The following is a 19,230-nucleotide window of genomic DNA, read 5'->3' as shown; positions in this document are numbered from 1 at the left end:
AGGATGTAAAAATAATTTTAATAATTCAGTCAAAGTGACGGTTGGCTTGGTGTTTATGCCTATTTTGTTGGTGTTAATGTCACGTTGAGAAAATATTTTTCAATAATATAATCTCGGGAAAATATATTTTGCCAAATTACTATGTTCGCTAAAAATACGCTGAAATTAACATTAGGTCTTACGCTTACATCTCTTTTATTGAGTGCATGTGGTGGTGGTGATGGAGGAGACAACACACCTCCAGCTAGAAGCAAAGGAAGCATTTCCGGTATGGTGTTTGACGCCCCAGTCAATGGCGCCAAGATTGAGGTTTTCGAGTTCAAAAATGGAAACTTAGGTCGGAAGTTGGCTAACACGACGTCTGATGCCTTCGGAAACTATCTGCTAGAGTTTGAATCGTCGTCAATGCCTCTTTTTGTTGTTGCAAAAGAGGGGAGTTATACCGATCCGTTTACAAATGAAACGGTATCTGTGAGCAATGCGAAGACACTTAAATTTGAAGGTGTTGTGAACTTTAAAGAGGGGAGTGAGCAAAAGTTAATGCTTACTCCGCTGTCGAACTTGGCAGCAGGCTTGGCAAAGTACAAAATTTCTCAGGGGGCCACAGATGAAAGTGCCTTTTCAACCGCTTTGGATAGTATCAATAGCATGTATGGTTTTGACGTAAATGAGACCAAACCTATTGATATTACCAAAGGTGGGCAAAGCAGTTTTGCTAGTGCTGGGCATCAATACGGTGCTTTATTAACAGCATACTCGTCTTACTCTTACGATCTTATAAAAAAATACGGCAACAGCGATAACGTCTACACTTCGATGCACTTCGCTGACATCCAATATCGGGATGTTATTGCAGATGGTGTTCTTGATGGTCTTGAAGTGAGCAAGACTTCAGGAGCAGTGACTCCCCTCAGCTTTGGACAGAAAAAGATAAACAGCGACGTTTACACACGTGACTTATCTCAGCACGTTTTGATCGTGGTAAACGACCCAAGTATCAATATTTCTGGTACTGATGCTGCCGACTATGTCGACTTTAGTAAGAAGCTTAATGACTTAGGTACATATGGCAGTACAGATGGCATCATTCCACCGCGAGATGGGACGGAGATTGATACCACAGCGCCTATCGTGACACGCATTGACCGTGATGTACTTGCAGGCACCGATAAAGTTGACCTAAAAATTGTTGATGATATCGGTGTAGAAGACGTATCCGCCTTTATTCAGTATCAGATTAATGGCTCTTGGTCTGGTGAATTTCAATGTAACGACATACAAGATTTTGGAAGCACATTCTGTTCGGTTGAATTTGATGATTTTGAAGTTGGCCTTCGAGAGACCAACGTTAAAGTTAACATTAATACTAAAGAGATCGATAGTGTAGATATGAACCCTGCCACAGGGCTCTCAAACGTAACAGCAGCACGGTTAGTCTTATATACAGCGGATGTACTGGGTAATGAGTTAATTCCAGGCAGCCATTCGGGTCTTCATATCAACTTTGAATGGGATAACGATGCGCCTGTTATCGATATTACATCGGCGAGTGCAATTAATAACCAACTTAAAGAATACGTTCTGAAAGGGGTTGTAAAAGAAAGCTCGCAAGAGATTAGTTCTGTCAGTATTTCATTTAAAGATGGCTTACATGAGGGCGTCACATGTTCTCCTGTCACTGTAGAGTCTGGAAATGCTTGTGAGTTTAGTAAGGCTTACCCAACTGATGAATTCCTATCTACGACGGTCTTTGAGGTTCGAGCGAAGGATAGCAAAGGCAATACGGGCTCTGCGCAGCATGCAGTAAGTCGTGACGATCAAGCGCCAGCACAGACGATAACCTATCCTGAAGGTACGTCAATGACGTACGTAAATGTGGGTTTAGATGGTGAACGAACCACTTACGATGGTATCTACTCTCAAGATACGTACACCCCAGACAATGTTCAAGCAAGCCGCGATTTCCTGAAGATTGATTATGCGTACGCAAGTTTAGGGATTCAGAACTCATTAAAAGGGATAGATTTTAGTAACTTCAACGCTAATTTATTGAAAGAGAATAAAATCCCTTATGTTCGTGTGAAAGTTTCAGACGTAAACACCGATACGGTTTTAGGCTCCAACGCTAATAAGCTTAAGCTCGTCGTCAAGTACTTCGTAAGCCAAAACAACGATAACAACTACTCACTTCAGCAAGTTATTGACACAACCGCATCCGATGACGATTACATCGCAAAAATTCCGCACGAAACGCTGTTAGATAGCAATGGGCGAGTAGAGGATGTCATCTATTACATTCCTTTTGTAAGAGATATTTTGGGTGACAGCTTTAAATCGGTATCAGAAAACAGTAGTCAAAAGTTAGTCATTCAAACCGTCGATGAGTCTGATAACGAAAGCACTCCAAGAGAAGTATATTTTAGAAGTAGCTTTGACCTACCAACCATAAAAGTGGTGACACCATTTATTGGTGCGCGAGCTCAACTTGAAGGGTTGAGCCCAAGTGGTGAATTCACTTCACTTGCAAGTTGTACCACTATCCAGCAACTGGAAAGTGACCAGTCCATGGCTCTTGACGTAGCGAGCTGTGAAACCACAACTGACGTAGTGAATTATGATTTCATGCGTGTTCGTTTAATTGGTATCGAAGGCAGTGAGCCATACTATTACCAATGGAAAAGAGATCCAGGGACTAAGAAAGTAACGGTTGACTTAAACAAGGCCAATATTGGTGTGTATTTTAAGCTCAAAGGTTCTCAAACTTACTATATTACTGAACTATCGACATATCAGACTGGTTTGTTTGATTTCCAGTGGGATCAAGTGACAGCGGGAGAGAAAACTTCAGAACGTGCGATTCAAATTCTTGATGAGGTGCGCTACGCGTTATCAGGTACGAATAACAACTCATTCTTTGGGTTTGACCCAACGGTTGTGTCTTATGCAACCAATGAAATGCTTACGACTAAAGCGATTCCAGACAAGCCATCAAATGACTATCTACACCGATTCCTTGTTGAAGCAATTGATAGTATTGCCGAGAGAATGCCAAGAAATAACTCATTAGATTTTGCATCTGCTATTTACGATGATTTTAGCTACGATGGAAAAGCAAATGGTGTAGGGGCAGGAGGAAGTCAAGTTACGCTCGATTCTTACACGTTTGGCGCCGAAACTTACCGAAAAGATCTGGCGCAATCCTATTATGAAATCATGGCGAGCAAATACGGTATTGAGACCAATATCGCGCAGCTCTATGCTGATGATATTTCGATGGCTAATCCTGACTTAAATGGTAAGAACATTTTTGATACAGAGGGTAGCAGTATCGATACCTTGCCTCCGCAGCCAAAATTAACCATTGAAAGCGGTAGAGAGACGATGGTTGGTAATAGGCTTTATATCGCTGGCGAGGTTGTTTCTAAAATTGTCCTAGACGATCCTTCTGGTATTGTAGGAACCGACGCTCACGGCCCGAAGTTTAGCACGATGTGGTATCAAGCCAATGAGCCAAATATTGAAATACCACTGGACATCAACATCGTAGAAAACTCAGACAGCAGCAATGCTTATCGAAAAGAGTACTTCTTCACCCTTAACTCCCAGTCTAGTGAACTAAAAGATATTATAGAGTTTGCCGTGGAGACCAGTGCTATGGACCCACATGGCAATGCGTATGGTTACAATGGTAAATCTCCGTTTATAGAATCGGTGTTTATTGATAACGACTTCCCTAAGGCCAGTTACCTTCCACCCAATGATGTCGATGGTAAACCTGTAGAAAACGGTATTTATTTAAATGCGAACAATACTCATGAATTAACCTTCAACGTTGAGGATATTGTTGGTGATAAGCTTGCCTCGAGGGGCCTTGTTTTCTACCAGCAAACCGGTGAAAAAGTAACATACACACCAGAAAACTTTGCAAGTAACTCGAAAGACGCGTTTAAAGTCAAACTATGTACGGGCGAGATTTGTTCAAATCAAGGCTCTACGATTTATCCTGGTGATGGAGATTGGTTAGTTGTTGCAGCAGCAGAGGACAACTTAGGTAACTCCGTTTCAGAGTTAACTAGCACCGCTCCGAGATTCAATATTCGTATCGACTCTGAAGCCCCTATTGTAAAAAGTGAGCAGGTTCAAAGCCGTTTAGGCGGTAATAACCAATGGACACCTGTCATTGATTGGGGGACGTTAAGCTCTGGCAATAACGTAAAAATAGATCTGCGCCGCGGATCTGGTCAGGCTCTGACATTAGAAAGCTGTGACCCTCTAACAGAGGCGTGTGACGTACCATACCTAGTTGGTGAACAGCCTGACGTCAAAGTCCAACTGGTTTCAAAAGCATTTGATTACGATGAATGGAATGAATTTTACGTCACTGCGACGGACAACGCTTACCCTGCCAATGTCAGTACAACAGGGAAATTCACCTTCCAAGTCGATAACAAAGGCCCTGAAATCATCCTAAATACGCCTTGGGTTGAAGACACATTGTCTAAAGAGAACTATGTCATAGGGCGTGAGTTCAATGTGCGATTTAAATCCGTAATAGACGATTCAGACCTTGAGCAAGTCTCGCTGTATCAAAGTGGTAAAGATTCGCCAATTAAGACAATTGTGCCAACGGATTCATCTAAAGAGTTTGTCATGTCTCTTATCAAGAGTGACACAGATAAAATAGACATTTCTGAAGATGAAAAAACAACGTCATTGTATGTAAAAGCAACCGATATTTATGGTTTTGAGTCTAGTTCTAACACGCACAAGGTTATTCTTGATCGTGATGGACCAACATTAGGATTAAGTGGTTTCAATGCGAATGACTACTACTTAGGTAACTATGTCTTTGACCTAACGGCGCTAGACCTAAATGCAAACGGTGATGTTTCAATTAATGGTGTCAATCGAGAAAGCCTAGAGTATTGGACGTTTAGCGATCTGGAGCCATTACCTGGCTCTCCAGGTAAAAAAATCAATGAAGATCTCAAAGTGAGTCTTGGTGATTTAGGTTCGGGTACACACAAGATTCGTTTAAAAGGGTCTGATGTTCGTGGCAACACAACCTTAACCAGTGATGAGCAAGATTTTACCGTCAAAGTATACAACTCAATCCCGCAGGTGACGCTGGCGATGAGTTACACGGATGGAACGCCAATTACAAACAACACCATCTATCAAGATGGGAATATCGTACTTACGCTTGATATTGTTGATGATAGTGGCGTTGATCGAATTGACTCAACGTATAGATTCTCTGGAGAGCAAAACGGGACTAACTTTACGTTCTCAGAAACTGCAGATGGCACTTGGACGGCAACGTTGCTTTCTACACAAATTGCCAAAGATGGTAATTATGAACTTGATATCAAGGTTTATAACAAAGTTCGTTACCTTGATGAAAAAGACCGAAAGGTTGGAAAAGTAAACCAAACCTTTAGCGTACAGCGTGAAGGCGTGGTTCTAACAGTTGAAAGCCCGCTGGACTTCCAAAATTACTTATCTGATGGTGTTCTTGATGTCACCTTTACTACATTGAGTGCGGTCAAAGCCAAAACGTTAGAGTGTTGGGTTCGTGAAGAATACAACTCTCTAGATGCGCCACCAACTAATGAGCAACCAACTTCTGGTGTTATCAACGTATCGCAAGAACCTTACAGTTGTAGTGTCAATGTTGGGCAAAACATGACCAAAGCACCTGTTACTTTGATCACTAAAACCTTGGGTACAAATGGGCGTGAAACGATCAACAAGTTCAATTTCTCGATGGTGGATATTGATGCACCGACAGTCGTAGATGGTAACTCATACAGTTTTAAAGGAAGTGATGTTTGGTTTGATGAAGCTTTGAAGAAGAAGATGCTCACATTTGAGCTCTCTTTTAATGATGCTTTATCAGGCGTGAATACCGAAAGTTCAGATGAATATCCAAAGTTGGTTCGTAATCTTGGCAACAAAGCTTATACACCAACGACTTGTGCCAAAGGTGTTGGAAATATCAAGTGTACGTATTCTGAATCCTATGCCGATATTATTGATGGCCTGAGTACAACTCAAGAATACAAAATCAAGAACTTATCTGATTTAGCAGGAAACTTGACGCCAGAGCACGATCTACTGCTTGAATTACCTAAAGGTTCGGTAGTCGTCGAAATTACTGATCCGGTCGGAAACACAACCATTAATGGTCAGCAGCTTGTCGCCAAGTTCAGAATTAAGCTGTATGAAAACTCTAGACTAGACAATGTGATGGCCAGATTTGGAACGGAATCCTACAACTATAAAGATAATCCGGAGAAGTTTGCACAATTAGAGGTGTGTGCAGATGATCCAACCTACAAGTGTTCAACATTTACAAGTGAACTTCCTAGCGATGCGGATGGAAAAACGATCAGGACAACGATTACTGCAACGGATGTGTGGTCGAGAGTCGGTGAAGCGACCGTTGATATTAAAGTTGACAACACACCTCCAAGTGTTGGCGATGAGATTATCGTAACTGAATCGCCAACAAATCCAGATAATGTTCGTTTTCGTTTCGACATAACGGACACTGGTAGCAGCCTGGCAAAAGTAAACTATTCGGTTTTAAACCCAAGCTATCAAGAAGAAAGAGTAGAGGATGGGAACGGTTCATCTACGTACTTTGAACTACCGAAATCTCAGTTAGAGGGGCGTGGTTCAATCACGGTTGATATCAAAGCGACAGATAGCGTCGGACTGTATTTTGATATCAGAAAAGTCATTGATATTAGTGTTCCTAAAGTCACAGTTTATTTCGATGGAATTACGAGTTTGCAGGGTGGGAAACTGTTTTTAACCAAGGCAAGCCAGCCGTTTACGGTATCTACGGTGGAAGGAGAAAGAGTGAAAGCTTCACAATATTCTGTGGAGCTTATTCCAAGCCTCGGTGATTCCTTGCGTTACTCAGGCGATGTTATCTCATCTAGTGGTAATGGAATGATGAACTTTGCCGTCGATAACCAAGGGTCATATACCCTTAAGGTGACGGTGACGGACTCAGTTGGAAGAGAGAATACAAGCTTTGAATTACTAGGCAAAAGTTATGATGGAAAGGTTATCGAATCTATTGTTGATTATGACGCTCCAAGTATTTCGGGCTTAAGTGCTAATCAAACCTCTAAGGTGCCGACAAACGATAAGTATCAACTAGAAATTAGTGCATACATTACAGATAAAAATTTAAATCTCGTCACGTCAAAAGCGGTGAGTGGTGGTAGCACAGTGGTTCCTCAAGCGATTACTGAGCCGACAACCGAAGCGGGGCCTTATGTCATCAGCTATTTGTTACCGAAAGGCGATCATACGATCACGGTGGCAGCAACAGACAAGGTGGATAACAAGAGTGAAAGTTCTATTGATGCGCATGTGGAAGCGGCAACCGTTCCCGGGCTAAGTATCTCTACCGCCTCAAGCGCCCCTCTTTTTGGAGGCGAAGAGATTACGCTTGCGTTTAACTTTACAGAAGAAGTTACGAACTTTGATATCTCAGATGTCCATCTTGTCGCTAGTGATAGCGGTGCAACAGGAACGTTAAAACAAGATACTTGGTCGACTTCAGATAATATTACGTGGACGGTTAACTATGTCAGCCCAGAAAAACAAGATAAAAACATAACAATACAGGTAGAGGATGATAGCTACCAAAGTACCAACACCATTCCTGGAAAGGGAAGCAGTTTAAGTATCGCGGTTGAAGGAACCTTACCAAAACTAACCAATGTGACATTTAACCCCGAGCATCAGAGCGTGGGGCAAAGCGTGAGTGTCTCGCTTGAGTTTGATAAAGAGCTCCAAGAGGCGACCGCTACGCTTGGCGGCAATCGCATTAGTTCTCTGTCAGCAACGGCAGATAAAAAGATCTGGGTTGGTGATGTACAAGTTCCGAGTACCGCGCTGTTAAGTGTCGACTTGGTTGTTAGTCAGTTTAAAGATTTGACTGGCAACATAGGTGAGGATAACACCGCTCACGAATTGCCAATCACGCCAACCTTAGCTATTACGCCAGTGGGCAGTGTGGATGAAACGCATGCCGCCACGCTACAATTCGAAGGCACGTCGACACGTTTTGACGGCCAGTCCCTGCGTCTTGAAGTGAAAGCCCAAGGCAGCGCGACGGTATTGAAAAGCAGCAGCGCGACAGTACAAGCCGGTGGCACTTGGACCAGTGACGCGATTGATATGAGTCATCAAACCAATGGCACTTACATCGTGATGGTGACGGGGACGAACTCAGCGGGCATTGAAGTGAGTGAAAGTCAGAGCTTTACACTGGCGCAGTCTTTGCCAACGCTGACTAACGTGACGTTTACGCCTGAGCACCAAGCCATCGGCCAAAGCGTGACGGTAACGCTGGAATTCGATAAAGATCTGCAATCCGCCGCGGCGGAGTTAGGTGGCACGACGATCACCTCGTTAGTGGCAACCGCGGACCCAAGTGTTTGGACTGGTGATGTAGTGGTACCAGACTCGTCAGAGCTGAATGTGGCGTTACTAGTTCGTGACTACCAAGACTTATCAGGAAACACCGGTAGCCAGAACACGGTTTACTCCATGCCAATCACGCCAACCTTAGCTATTACGCCAGTGGGCAGTGTGGATGAAACGCATGCCGCCACGCTACAATTCGAAGGTACGTCGACACGTTTTGACGGCCAGTCCCTGCGTCTTGAAGTGAAAGCCCAAGGCAGCGCGACGGTACTAAAAAGCAGCAGCGCGACAGTACAAGCCGGTGGCACTTGGACCAGTGACGCAATGGATATGAGTCACCAAACCAATGGCACTTACATCGTGATGGTGACGGGGACGAACTCAGCGGGCATTGAAGTGAGTGAAAGCCAGAGCTTTACACTGGCGCAGTCTCTGCCAATGCTGACTAACGTGACGTTTACGCCTGAGCACCAAGCCATCGGCCAAAGCGTGACGGTAACGCTGGAATTCGATAAAGATCTGCAGTCCGCCGCGGCGGAGTTAGGTGGCACGACGATCACCTCATTAGTGGCAACCGCGGACCCAAGCGTTTGGACTGGTGATGTGGTGGTACCAAATACGTCGGAGCTCAATGTGGCGTTGCTTGTTCGTGACTACCAAGACTTATCAGGGAATACCGGTAGCCAGAGCACGGCTTACTCCATGCCGATCACGCCGACCTTAGCCATCACGCCGGTGGGCAGTGTGGATGAAACGCTTGCCGCCACGCTACAATTCGAAGGCACGTCGACACGTTTTGACGGCCAGTCCCTGCGTCTTGAAGTTAAAGCCCAAGGCAGCGCGACGGTACTAAAAAGCAGCAGTGCAACGGTACAAGCTGGTGGCACTTGGGTCAGTGACGCAATGGATATGAGTCACCAAACCAATGGCACTTATACTGTTATGGTGACGGGGACGAACTCAGCCGGCATTGAAGTGAGTGAAAGCCAGAGCTTTACACTGGCGCAGTCTCTGCCAACGCTGACTAACGTGACGTTTACGCCTGAGCACCAAGCCATCGGCCAAAGCGTGACGGTAACGCTAGAATTCGATAAAGATCTGCAATCCGCCGCAGCGGAGTTAGGTGGCACGACGATCACCTCGTTAGTGGCAACCGCGGACCCAAGTGTTTGGACTGGTGATGTAGTGGTACCAGACTCGTCAGAGCTGAATGTGGCGTTACTAGTTCGTGACTACCAAGACTTATCAGGAAACACCGGTAGCCAGAACACGGTTTACTCCATGCCGATCACGCCGACCTTAGCCATCACGCCAGTGGGCAATGTGGATGAAACGCATGCCGCCACGCTACAATTCGAAGGCACGTCGACACGTTTTGACGGTCAGTCCCTGCGTCTTGAAGTAAAGGCCCAAGGCAGCGCGACGGTATTGAAAAGCAGCAGTGCGACGGTACAAGCCGGTGGCAATTGGACCAGTGACGCGATTGATATGAGTCACCAAACCAACGGCACTTACACCGTGATGGTGACGGGGACGAACTCAGCCGGCATTGAAGTGAGTGAAAGCCAGAGCTTTACACTGGCGCAGTCTCTGCCAACGCTGACTAACGTGACGTTTACGCCTGAGCACCAAGCCATCGGCCAAAGCGTGACGGTGACGCTGGAATTCGATAAAGATCTGCAATCCGCTGTGGCGGAGTTAGGTGGCACGACGATCACTTCATTAGTGGCAACCGCGGACCCAAGTGTTTGGACTGGTGATGTGGTGGTACCAAGCACGTCAGAGCTGAATGTGACGTTGCTTGTTCGTGACTACCAAGACTTATCAGGGAATACCGGTAGTCAGAACACGGCTTACTCCATGCCAATTACACCGACAATACACCTAGACGTTATCAAAGATGTTACTGGAGTGGAAAGCGTGACAGTAAGTGGTAGCAGTGAACGGTTTGAAGATGGTGAGTTCATAGATATCAAAGCAGTCGACGCTGATGGTACAGAAGCCACAGGCATGGCAACCGTGCTTTCAGACTCATGGACAACTGATTTAGATCTTTCAGGACTGAAGGAGGGGGTAGTGACGATTTATGTAAATGGTACCAACAAGCTTTCCGCCTCTGCCGAAGAGGCTCAAGCAACATTTAACTATGATCGTTTCGCAAGTACAGCCTCCTTAGGTGCTGTTTACAACCGATATTTTAGTGATAACAAAACTTTAAAAAATGCGGCATAAATAAAGCGAGCGTTTAGCTCGCTTTATTTCTTTGGGACTTTTTGTGATATTTATCAAAATAATTGCCTTTATTGATAAGTTACTCGAATTAATGAATCGTCTTAATACAAGGCTGAATAACTATAATAACTAGGCCAATGTTGCTTTTAGGTGTGTATGACGTGATTGTGATGGTCGCTCGGCAGGAGCTGTGGTGAATGTGTCGCGTTGAAAATCTTTTTAAATATTATATATTTACGCTCGTTTCTATACTCTGAGTATAGTGTTCTGCATGAGGTCGATGGGTAATACCTCACCTCTTTAACTCGCGATGAAGCAAATTTAATCCTAGCAAGCTTCAGAGCAGTTACTTTTGTGAGTGCGTAATGCGCTCACCTTTTTATTTAAACTTCCTCAGTAACAGTCAATTTGTTGTTTGTTGCTGAGGAGGGCACCTCATAAACTTCTGAATTTCCTCGTGCTTACCTGAAGCACACGTTACTACGATTTTTGTTAACTTCAGTCCATAAATTAAATTTTTTTAGATAGTAAGATTTTACCATTTTGACAGAGTGGGTGATGTTACTGGCTTTTATTGTGGTCAAATCGCATGTTTTAATAGTAAAAATCACCATTTTTTTGGTGTTTTTGATTTCGGGCGATTTTTCTATCTCGTTGAAAATAAATGGCTAAGTAAGTAGGATACGCAGACCAAATCGTACTTGTAAGCCTTATCAGCTTAATTGTCACCGCAACCATATTTACGATGTTGGTTGTGGAGAATTCAAATGCATTTAGTTTGCAAATTTATACCTAGCTCGAAGCTATCCTCCAGTGAGCTATCTTATGTTCTTACACCAGACGAGTGTATAGGGCAGCTTTCGCGTTTGCGAAATTCAGATGACATCCTCAGAAACCTCCCTAAAGAGTTTGCGCAAAAGATTTCTCTTTCTTCTAAAAAAACGACCAGCGGATTGCTAGCAGCGATTAGAGCCGAACTTGGGAAAGGCAGTTGGGTCTCCTTATCTTCCTTTGCTCGTAGGTCGCCATTAAAGGACTCTCAGTTACAAAGCTTCCCTAGACTTAAAACACTCGTTGACTCTGTATCAGCTTCGAATGAAAGCAAAGTTTTTAAAGCGGGTTACAAGCAGGTTACTGACGATGTTGCTTTAGTTCGTAGTTACACGAATGTACCTTCTGAGCCAAGCCCAGATCAAAAAATCGTTGTTGAGTTTGCAGGGCAGTGGTCTAGTAATGCAGCATGTTTGATGTTGGGAAAAACCGAAGCTCAAAAAGAAAAAGTTACTGTAGGCAAGGCCGATACAGAAAACAAACACCGCAGCCTCGCGACGTTTAAAGATCTCGAAGCTGAGGGCAAAACGCTCTATATCAAAATCCCTTGTTCCGACCAACCTCAGCCAATCTTGCTTAAACTCGCCGAAGACCTGCAACCCGTTGATAAAGAAACTCAGATGGATGAGTGGGATAACGTTTTGGTGCCTTTGGTTCCTGTTCATAAGAGTGATTCAGGGTATGTATCTATCGATCGCGGTTACATTTATGTCGTTTGGCAATCAGAAGTTTGGCGAGAAATCCAAGTTCAAAACGACGGACGCTTTTCTGATGTCGATCTATCACTCTACCAAAGCACTAAGTCCTCGCCTCAGAGATCGGTCGATATTAGTTTATATGATGAAGACTCCGAAGCATTTCTGTCAGGGGAAGCGTTTCAGTTGTACCAAGACGGTAAAAAAGTCTATGAGGGTGTGTTGGACGAATATGCTTGCGCCCGTGTTTTTGGTCTTACTGCAGAAGAAGTTGAGGTAGTGGTCGCTGGTTGGCCTAACGAAGGCGAAACATACACAGAATTACTTCAAACCGAATTGAGTCCATTTAAGGCTGGAAGTAAAACAAAGAGAGAGCCGCTTGGTGTTCCTTTGCCTCATATTTGGCTTCCATACAAAATAAACGGTAGCGTACAAAGTGATGTTGCTCTCTACTATTCTCGGACTCAACTCAATACTCAGCAACTCAATGAATTAAAGAGTGGGAATAATGAAAAAGCGGTTGAAGTAGACCTCTGTGATTATTCTTCTGCTCACAACTTTGATGCGAGCTCCGAACCTGTGATTTCGTTGCCGAATTTGGATACTCAAGCGCCAAGCAAATCAGATTACAATGCCGTCAGTCAAAAAGAGCAGGGTGTTGCTGCCGTTGTTGTTAACTCCCCAAGCGAAGGCGTCGTAATTACTTATAAAAGTAATCCCCAATGCGATCAACCAGATGATTATTTCCAACTGACGTGTGTTGATGAAACATGGAGCCAAAAGATTTTTTTGCGCGAGGCTGAGTTTGTGGATCAGTACTGCAAAGAAGTCGTGTTTAGTGGTTGGTTACCAGAAGTTAAAAGGGTCAATCTAACCCGTCATTGCCGATCTCATAACTCAGATAAAACGGTCTTAATGTCAGTAATTTATCAAGACATTGAACTCACGGAACTATTATAAAATGAAACGAACAACGTTAAGTATCACGCTTCTTTCGACAGTTATGTTATTAACAGGCTGTGGTGAAGAAAGTAATCAAACTTCGAATACTGCAACAACACAAACCGCAGAAAAAGAACCCGCTCAAAAGGCTTGTTACAACGTTGGTGAAACAACGTCATTCGAACGCAAAGATGTGACAGGACCACGCTGCCAATGGCAAAGTGAGCATAACTTTATTGTTTACTCTGAAGATCTGTCTAAGCCTGAATACCCAGGTACGCTTCCTGTCAAACCAGGTTATGCCGTACGCCGAGCAAAAGAGTGGCCTCGTGAAGATTTATCTGATGCGAGCTCTTATGACAAACCTCGAATTCAGTTTTGGTGGAATAATGTTAAGTTTAACGACCCACTCGTAAATGATTACGAAAACGGCTACAAAATTTGGAGCGTGAAAATTGATGGGACAGATTTACGCTTAGTCACAGATGATATACCAAGTACAGCTTCACCACAGAACTATGTGACGAGTCGTTCACCCAATAATCGTTATGTGGCTTATGCCTATAGCTTTGGTGGGCCTTTGATAAAGGCAATCTTTGACTTAGAAACGCAACAGACCATTCAGCTGGGTAGCGCGAGTACTAAGCCATATTTGGTCTGGGCGGACGATTCTAGCTACATCTATTTCTCAGACGGTTTTAAGCGCTTTAAATACACACTCGCGACGGGAACCAAAGAAGAGGTAGATGTACCGTTGTCTGAAGATACGGTCATTGTAGATGGCAAGTTAATCAATGCCGCGGGCTTGGGGGTGGGAGTTTATGACGCCAAGACACTCAAACGCTTATACACGATTTTACCTGAAAAAGAGTTTGAAGACTCCATCGATATTGAGAAGCGCATCTACCGCCAAATTGCTATCAGCCCCAATGGTAAATATGTATGGGGCATAAACTCGTATCGTAAGGTGCTGATCAATGTTGAGGAGCAAACTTGGCTTGCGTTTTCTAAGGAAGGCGATGAAAAGAACGTTTATGCGAAAGTTGTAAATATCAGTAACAACGGTAATGAAACACAGAGAGGAGCAGCAAAAATAACCATTAGACGTTATGGGTCAGATTACCGTTATGAAATGAATGGAAATGGCGCTCAGTCATGGAAGGTGATTCATTCTGGCAGAGTTGCTAAAACCCCAGTGCTTTATAATGCCGATGCTGACGGCGGGCGTTTTCTGGAGGTAGAAAACGATGAGTAATGACCTTAAGTATTTACCAACAGATGTCTATTTGTTTGGTGTCGATTTTCCTAATGTTGGGGATGCACAGAACCCTCGATATAAAGCACTCAATATCGAAAAAGACCTGACCTCATTAGAAGAGTTGAAAAATATCCGCCCTATGTCACGGCTTCCCATTGCAATAAATTTAGGTGAGGAAAGCGCAGCCCTTTGGGCGACAGACGATTTAGGTCGTTTACATGTACTGGGTGATTCTACTCAGAAAAACCAAAAAACCAATATCAATCAGGTTTTGGTACTGCGTTCGCCAGTACATGAGTTAGCACAGAAGACGTACAAGCTGTCTTTTCCTGAATGGTCAATGCTCACAGAGTTGGCGATTGGTGCCCAGAGTAATGCTCGGCCAATCAAAAAGGCGTGCTCAGAACTTGCCTCTATCTTAGGAAATCTAAAGGGAAATGGGAGCAAGAAAACACTGAACTCGCTAGAAAAAAAAGTGGAATACGCTGTCACAGAAGTAAAGCGCTCACAACTTGCGCCTAAATATGAAGCGGGCACTCAAGCACTAACTGATGAGCAAGTTGCGTATAACAAGTGGTATGACTCTGTTCCTGAAGATAAGCCCATTCGTGGCTTTATTGTACCCACGTTCTCATTTCTCGCAGTAGCATTTTCAACACAAGAGTATGCTGATGCAATTGTTAAAGTTACTCGTTTTGATGAGGAGAGCGGACAGCACCTCAACCTGCAAGACGAAGAAATCATAACGCAAGCACAACTTGACCGAAACAGTGATTCGCATCGTCCAATAGCTTTGTTTCCGTTGGCGTCGGAGGTTTTTACTGATGGCATGTACACCATTGAAGTGGTTTTTGATGTTGACCTCATCGATGAGATACCTGAGTTTGCACAGAATGCCACTAATGTAACCAAAGAGTATGATGAATTTGGTGATGCTACTAGAGTCAGCTACGAGCTACGAGAATACATCACGCTTAGCCAAACGACACCGTTTGGTAAGATCGCGGTTGTTGCGGGCGACATGATCTCACTTGAAGAGTCTTTGATATACCAATTTCCTACGCAGTTTAAAGCTCTACAAGCCTTCCGAATGGGGGAGCTTGAAAACCTAGAGAATAGCGGAACGACTGCCAGTATGAGTGCTGCACTGTGGGAGATTGGCACAAAAGTGACACCAAGTTTGGTTAATGCTGGCATTAATATTCATCAAAACCCATCAAGTAAACATGATGTGATTGGGAGTTTAGCAAACACGTTTTGGGGGCAAGTAGATAAGGGCGCATTACCTCCAGCCATGATTTCGGCATTGGAGTTTTCATTTGGGGTATCGGCTACCGCAGCAGCTTACCAAACTCTTCAAGATTTACGCCAAGCGGCATCTGAATCCGAGCGTGCAGCTCAAGTGGGCTTAAAAGCGCTCCTCAAAGAGAAAGGATTTGATAAAAGTAAGTTCTTTACCAAGGTGATTGAACCTGCGAGAAATGGCAATGCCCACGTTGTGGCGGGGAGTGCTGCTAGAACGTGGTTGACAGGTAACGGCAGTGTCAAAAGCTTTTTGTCGCCCTTTGCTGGGGCCGGGCTCAATGCAATTAACACCTTCTATGAGATAAAAGCGATCACTGACAAAAGCGAGCAATTACGCTTAGCAGAAGAGAAAGCTAAACTCAGGAAAAGTTATTTTGAGCAGGTATCACGCGATTATCTGAACTGGGTACCTGTCTGGAAAGAAAGTCTGAAGAGCGGGGAATTACTGCTTAAGCAAATCATAGATAAGTTAGGCGACAATGTAACGTTTACTGACAGTATTCCGAATGACGTTGCTGAAGACAGTGCAATGTTTGTTAAAGACCATAAAGGTGCCGGTTTACGCTTAGTTTTTCCTTTTGATAACAACCAGGTTCAAGCCCCGCACTTGTCGTATTTGGCTGCGGTCGATAAAGAATTATCTAAGATTCCAAATGCCGTTGTTGAAATCGAAGGGCATGCCTGTCAAAACGGTGATTCAGAATATAACCAAAACCTTTCGCAACAGCGAGCGCAGCATGTTGCTGAGTTCTTTTCTTCAGTCAGTGGTATTCGTTTTTTTGGCGAACGTCGACCGATAGTCGAGGTACCAAACAACGAAATCAAACGCGAAAACGCGCAACTTAATATTAACCGACGTGTTGAAGTTCGCATCTATCTACAAGAGTTTGCGGCGAGAATTCCACCGAGTCGACTCGGCTTTAAGGCTATGGAGCAAGCGCGTTTAGCTCAGTTAGATGCGAACTTGGGAGAAGAAGCAATTGCAAAAGAGCTCAAGCTAGCTATCTTCGAGATGATCGTTGGTATGGCTTGCTATGTTCCGATAATAGGACAGGCAGCAAGAGGCTTTTTCGTTGTCAAAGAAGGCGGGAAAATGCTGATGAGTGGCGCCCAGTTGCTAGACTCTGTGCTCTTCGATTATTACTTGTCTTCCTACAACGAAGTTAGAAAAAGCATATCTGCAATTGAACAGCTTAGCCATGAAACCACAGAAATTATTGATTCACTGGCTGAGATTGATACCCAATTGACTGAGTTGTATTTTTCGTCTTCAGATGCGTTAGTTGAGCACTTAGGAAAAGCTACGGGTGCAAAGGAGTTGATTAAGCGCTATCAACGCCGTGCACTTGCTATTAATGGTTTGGTGCTTTTGATTCAAAGAGCTTGTTCTGAGGGCGAACAAGAGTTCACAGAACAGTGGCGAACACTAGCCATCGATGAATACATTCAGCGATTTATAGAAACCGATGGCTGGGTATTAAACACAGAGTTAAAAGAAAATTTGTGTAACTTGTGGCTCCAAGAACTCATGCGTCGTGAGGGACACAAGCAACTAATTGAAAGTTACGGTGAAGAAATCGCTGAACAAGTCATCACTCGTAATAAAGCAAACTATATTGCTCCAAAAAGGAAAGATGTTTCTGGGGCGTTTAATGTTGCGTTTCCAGTGCAAGACAAGCTCTATAATCGCGATCAACAAAGAGGCTTAGTAGAGTTTGCTACACAATTTAATGTTGAGTCTAAAAAATTATCAGAGGAGGACCTAGGGTTCGTTAGGTTATTAGTCTCTGAGCCTCATGACAACTCTAAATGGGTCACCTTTGATGAGTGGGAGAAGGTACGATTAAAAGCAAATAAAAAGGTGCGATTATCGCCTTTCCACCGTTTGAAGTGGCAAATGGTGTTAGGCAAACAAAGTCTGAAACAGATGACGTCAAATGTGTTTCAGTGTGAGATGTCTTATCAGCGCACTGACGGTTTACTTAATACCAGTGGACCTAAGTTTAATTTGATGTTCAAGCCGATGAAACACGAGGAATTTAGTGTAGATCCCAAAGGTGAGTTGGCCGAATTTTTTGAGGCGGAAAAAGCAGACGGCAAAGTCCTTATTGGTTGTGAGTTTGAACCGTATTTTTACTTTGGCGATGATGTCTTCTCTGGAGTGAAGCCTTTGATCGCTAAGCACGATTTAGTCGATTATAGCGGATACTTATCTAAAGTTGCTCTCGGTCCGATTTTTGGGCAGGTGATAAAAATTGACTCCCAACAAGATGTACTCAAAGAATATGTAAACAGCGGTGGCTTCAAAAATATGACCTATGAGTTCACTCTATCTGGAAGCAACTATAAGCTACCAGTACGAGTGGACAAGACAGTCGGACGATTTATTACGTCACCTAGACAGATTCCTGTAGGAGTCGATACAAACCATAACTATACACTCTCTGCTAAATCGGGCTTTATTGCGAACGGAAATAGTGTGTCAGAGAAAGACTTGTTAACGCTAGATTTTGTCTTACATAGTAAAGTTCATAAAGGCCCGACAAAGCCTATTATCGAAGACATTAAGCACAGTGCGATTGCGGTCAACTACGGAAATAAACGACAGTTTATGAACGAGGACAGTATGTTCACTACTGCAGATGAGCTCAAAGGCTTTGATTGGACTTCGAATAAGTCATTCGCTATGGAAGTTATGCTTATTGGTGGCAAGCACAGAAAAGAGTCGTATGAGGGACAAAACCTCGAATGGCAGAGTGTTCCAGTTTCACTAAAGCTATCTACTACTTTTGATAATGAAGCCGTATTCGGATCTGAAACTACCGCTGGTCCTGAGTATCTAAGTAACCTTACTTATATTGGGATACTAAAGAAGAACGGTTCTAAATGGACGCTAGATGACAGCGATGTGGTTAACAAAAATATAGATGCAGATTTTGTCTCTGAGGCTCTATCCAACATAGACATGGATGAAGATTTCGATGGTAAGGTGGTCTACGCGTCTCGTTTTGAGTTCGCATTTAAAGCGCTGAACGGGCAAGAAATCAAGGGGCTTCGACCATTTGGACCCGTTGTTTCGACATCTGGTCGATTCCAAGAAGCAGTTCTAAAGGTGTCCTCTCTAGTACAACGTAATACAGCGGAAAAAACACCGTTTAAACTTGGAAGCTTTGAGATGTCGTTGGGCAGGCAGTATAAAAATGTAGATGAGTTATCTTATTTTTCTGATTGTGAAGACCCAAGCTATAAAGTTGATAAAGATATGTACGTCAACTGGGCAAAACTGAAACCAGAAGAGCGTACAGAACGTTTAGTAACTTGGATTAGAGACCCATACTTGGCAACCATCATTGAAGCGTCGATTCTCAATAAATAAAAAAACCGCCTTCGGGCGGTTTTTCTTTTCTTATCAATGGAAACTGAAGTAAGATTTTCTCGCTTCTCGCTTCTCGCTTCTCGCTTCTCGCTTCTCGCTTCTCGCTTCTCGCTTCTCGCTTCTCGCTTCTCGCTTCTCGC

The 19,230-nt window shown here is 43.7% G+C and carries 4 protein-coding genes; all 4 read left to right on the top strand.

Annotated features, from left to right (window positions below; genetic code table 11):
- Window positions 1-141: 141 nt before the first annotated feature.
- The 4 genes from R7E42_RS02525 (at window position 142) to R7E42_RS02510 (ending at window position 19,090) form a co-directional block, all read left to right on the top strand.
- The gene (locus R7E42_RS02525) at window positions 142-10,683 is read left to right on the top strand and encodes a tandem large repeat (protein WP_318072311.1); all 10,542 of its coding nucleotides are present in this window, start codon (window positions 142-144) and stop codon (window positions 10,681-10,683) included.
- Between the two features lie 767 nt (window positions 10,684-11,450).
- Window positions 11,451-13,169 carry a hypothetical protein gene (locus tag R7E42_RS02520; RefSeq protein WP_213962668.1) on the top strand — a complete coding sequence of 573 codons (1,719 nt, stop codon included), beginning with the start codon at window positions 11,451-11,453 and terminating at the stop codon, window positions 13,167-13,169.
- A 1-nt stretch (window position 13,170) separates the two neighbouring features.
- Window positions 13,171-14,406 (top strand): TolB family protein, encoded by a 1,236-nt coding sequence (locus tag R7E42_RS02515; protein WP_064354667.1) that lies wholly within the window; start codon window positions 13,171-13,173, stop codon window positions 14,404-14,406.
- Complete coding sequence (locus R7E42_RS02510) at window positions 14,399-19,090, top strand: OmpA family protein (protein WP_064354668.1); 4,692 nt, start codon at window positions 14,399-14,401, stop codon at window positions 19,088-19,090. Before R7E42_RS02515 ends, R7E42_RS02510 begins: the two co-directional genes overlap by 8 nt.
- Window positions 19,091-19,230 lie beyond the last annotated feature (140 nt).

It is taken from the genome of Vibrio sp. Vb1337 (assembly GCF_033338715.1).
Classification (GTDB): domain Bacteria; phylum Pseudomonadota; class Gammaproteobacteria; order Enterobacterales; family Vibrionaceae; genus Vibrio; species Vibrio alginolyticus.
This window is presented reverse-complemented; position numbering and strand designations above follow the sequence as displayed.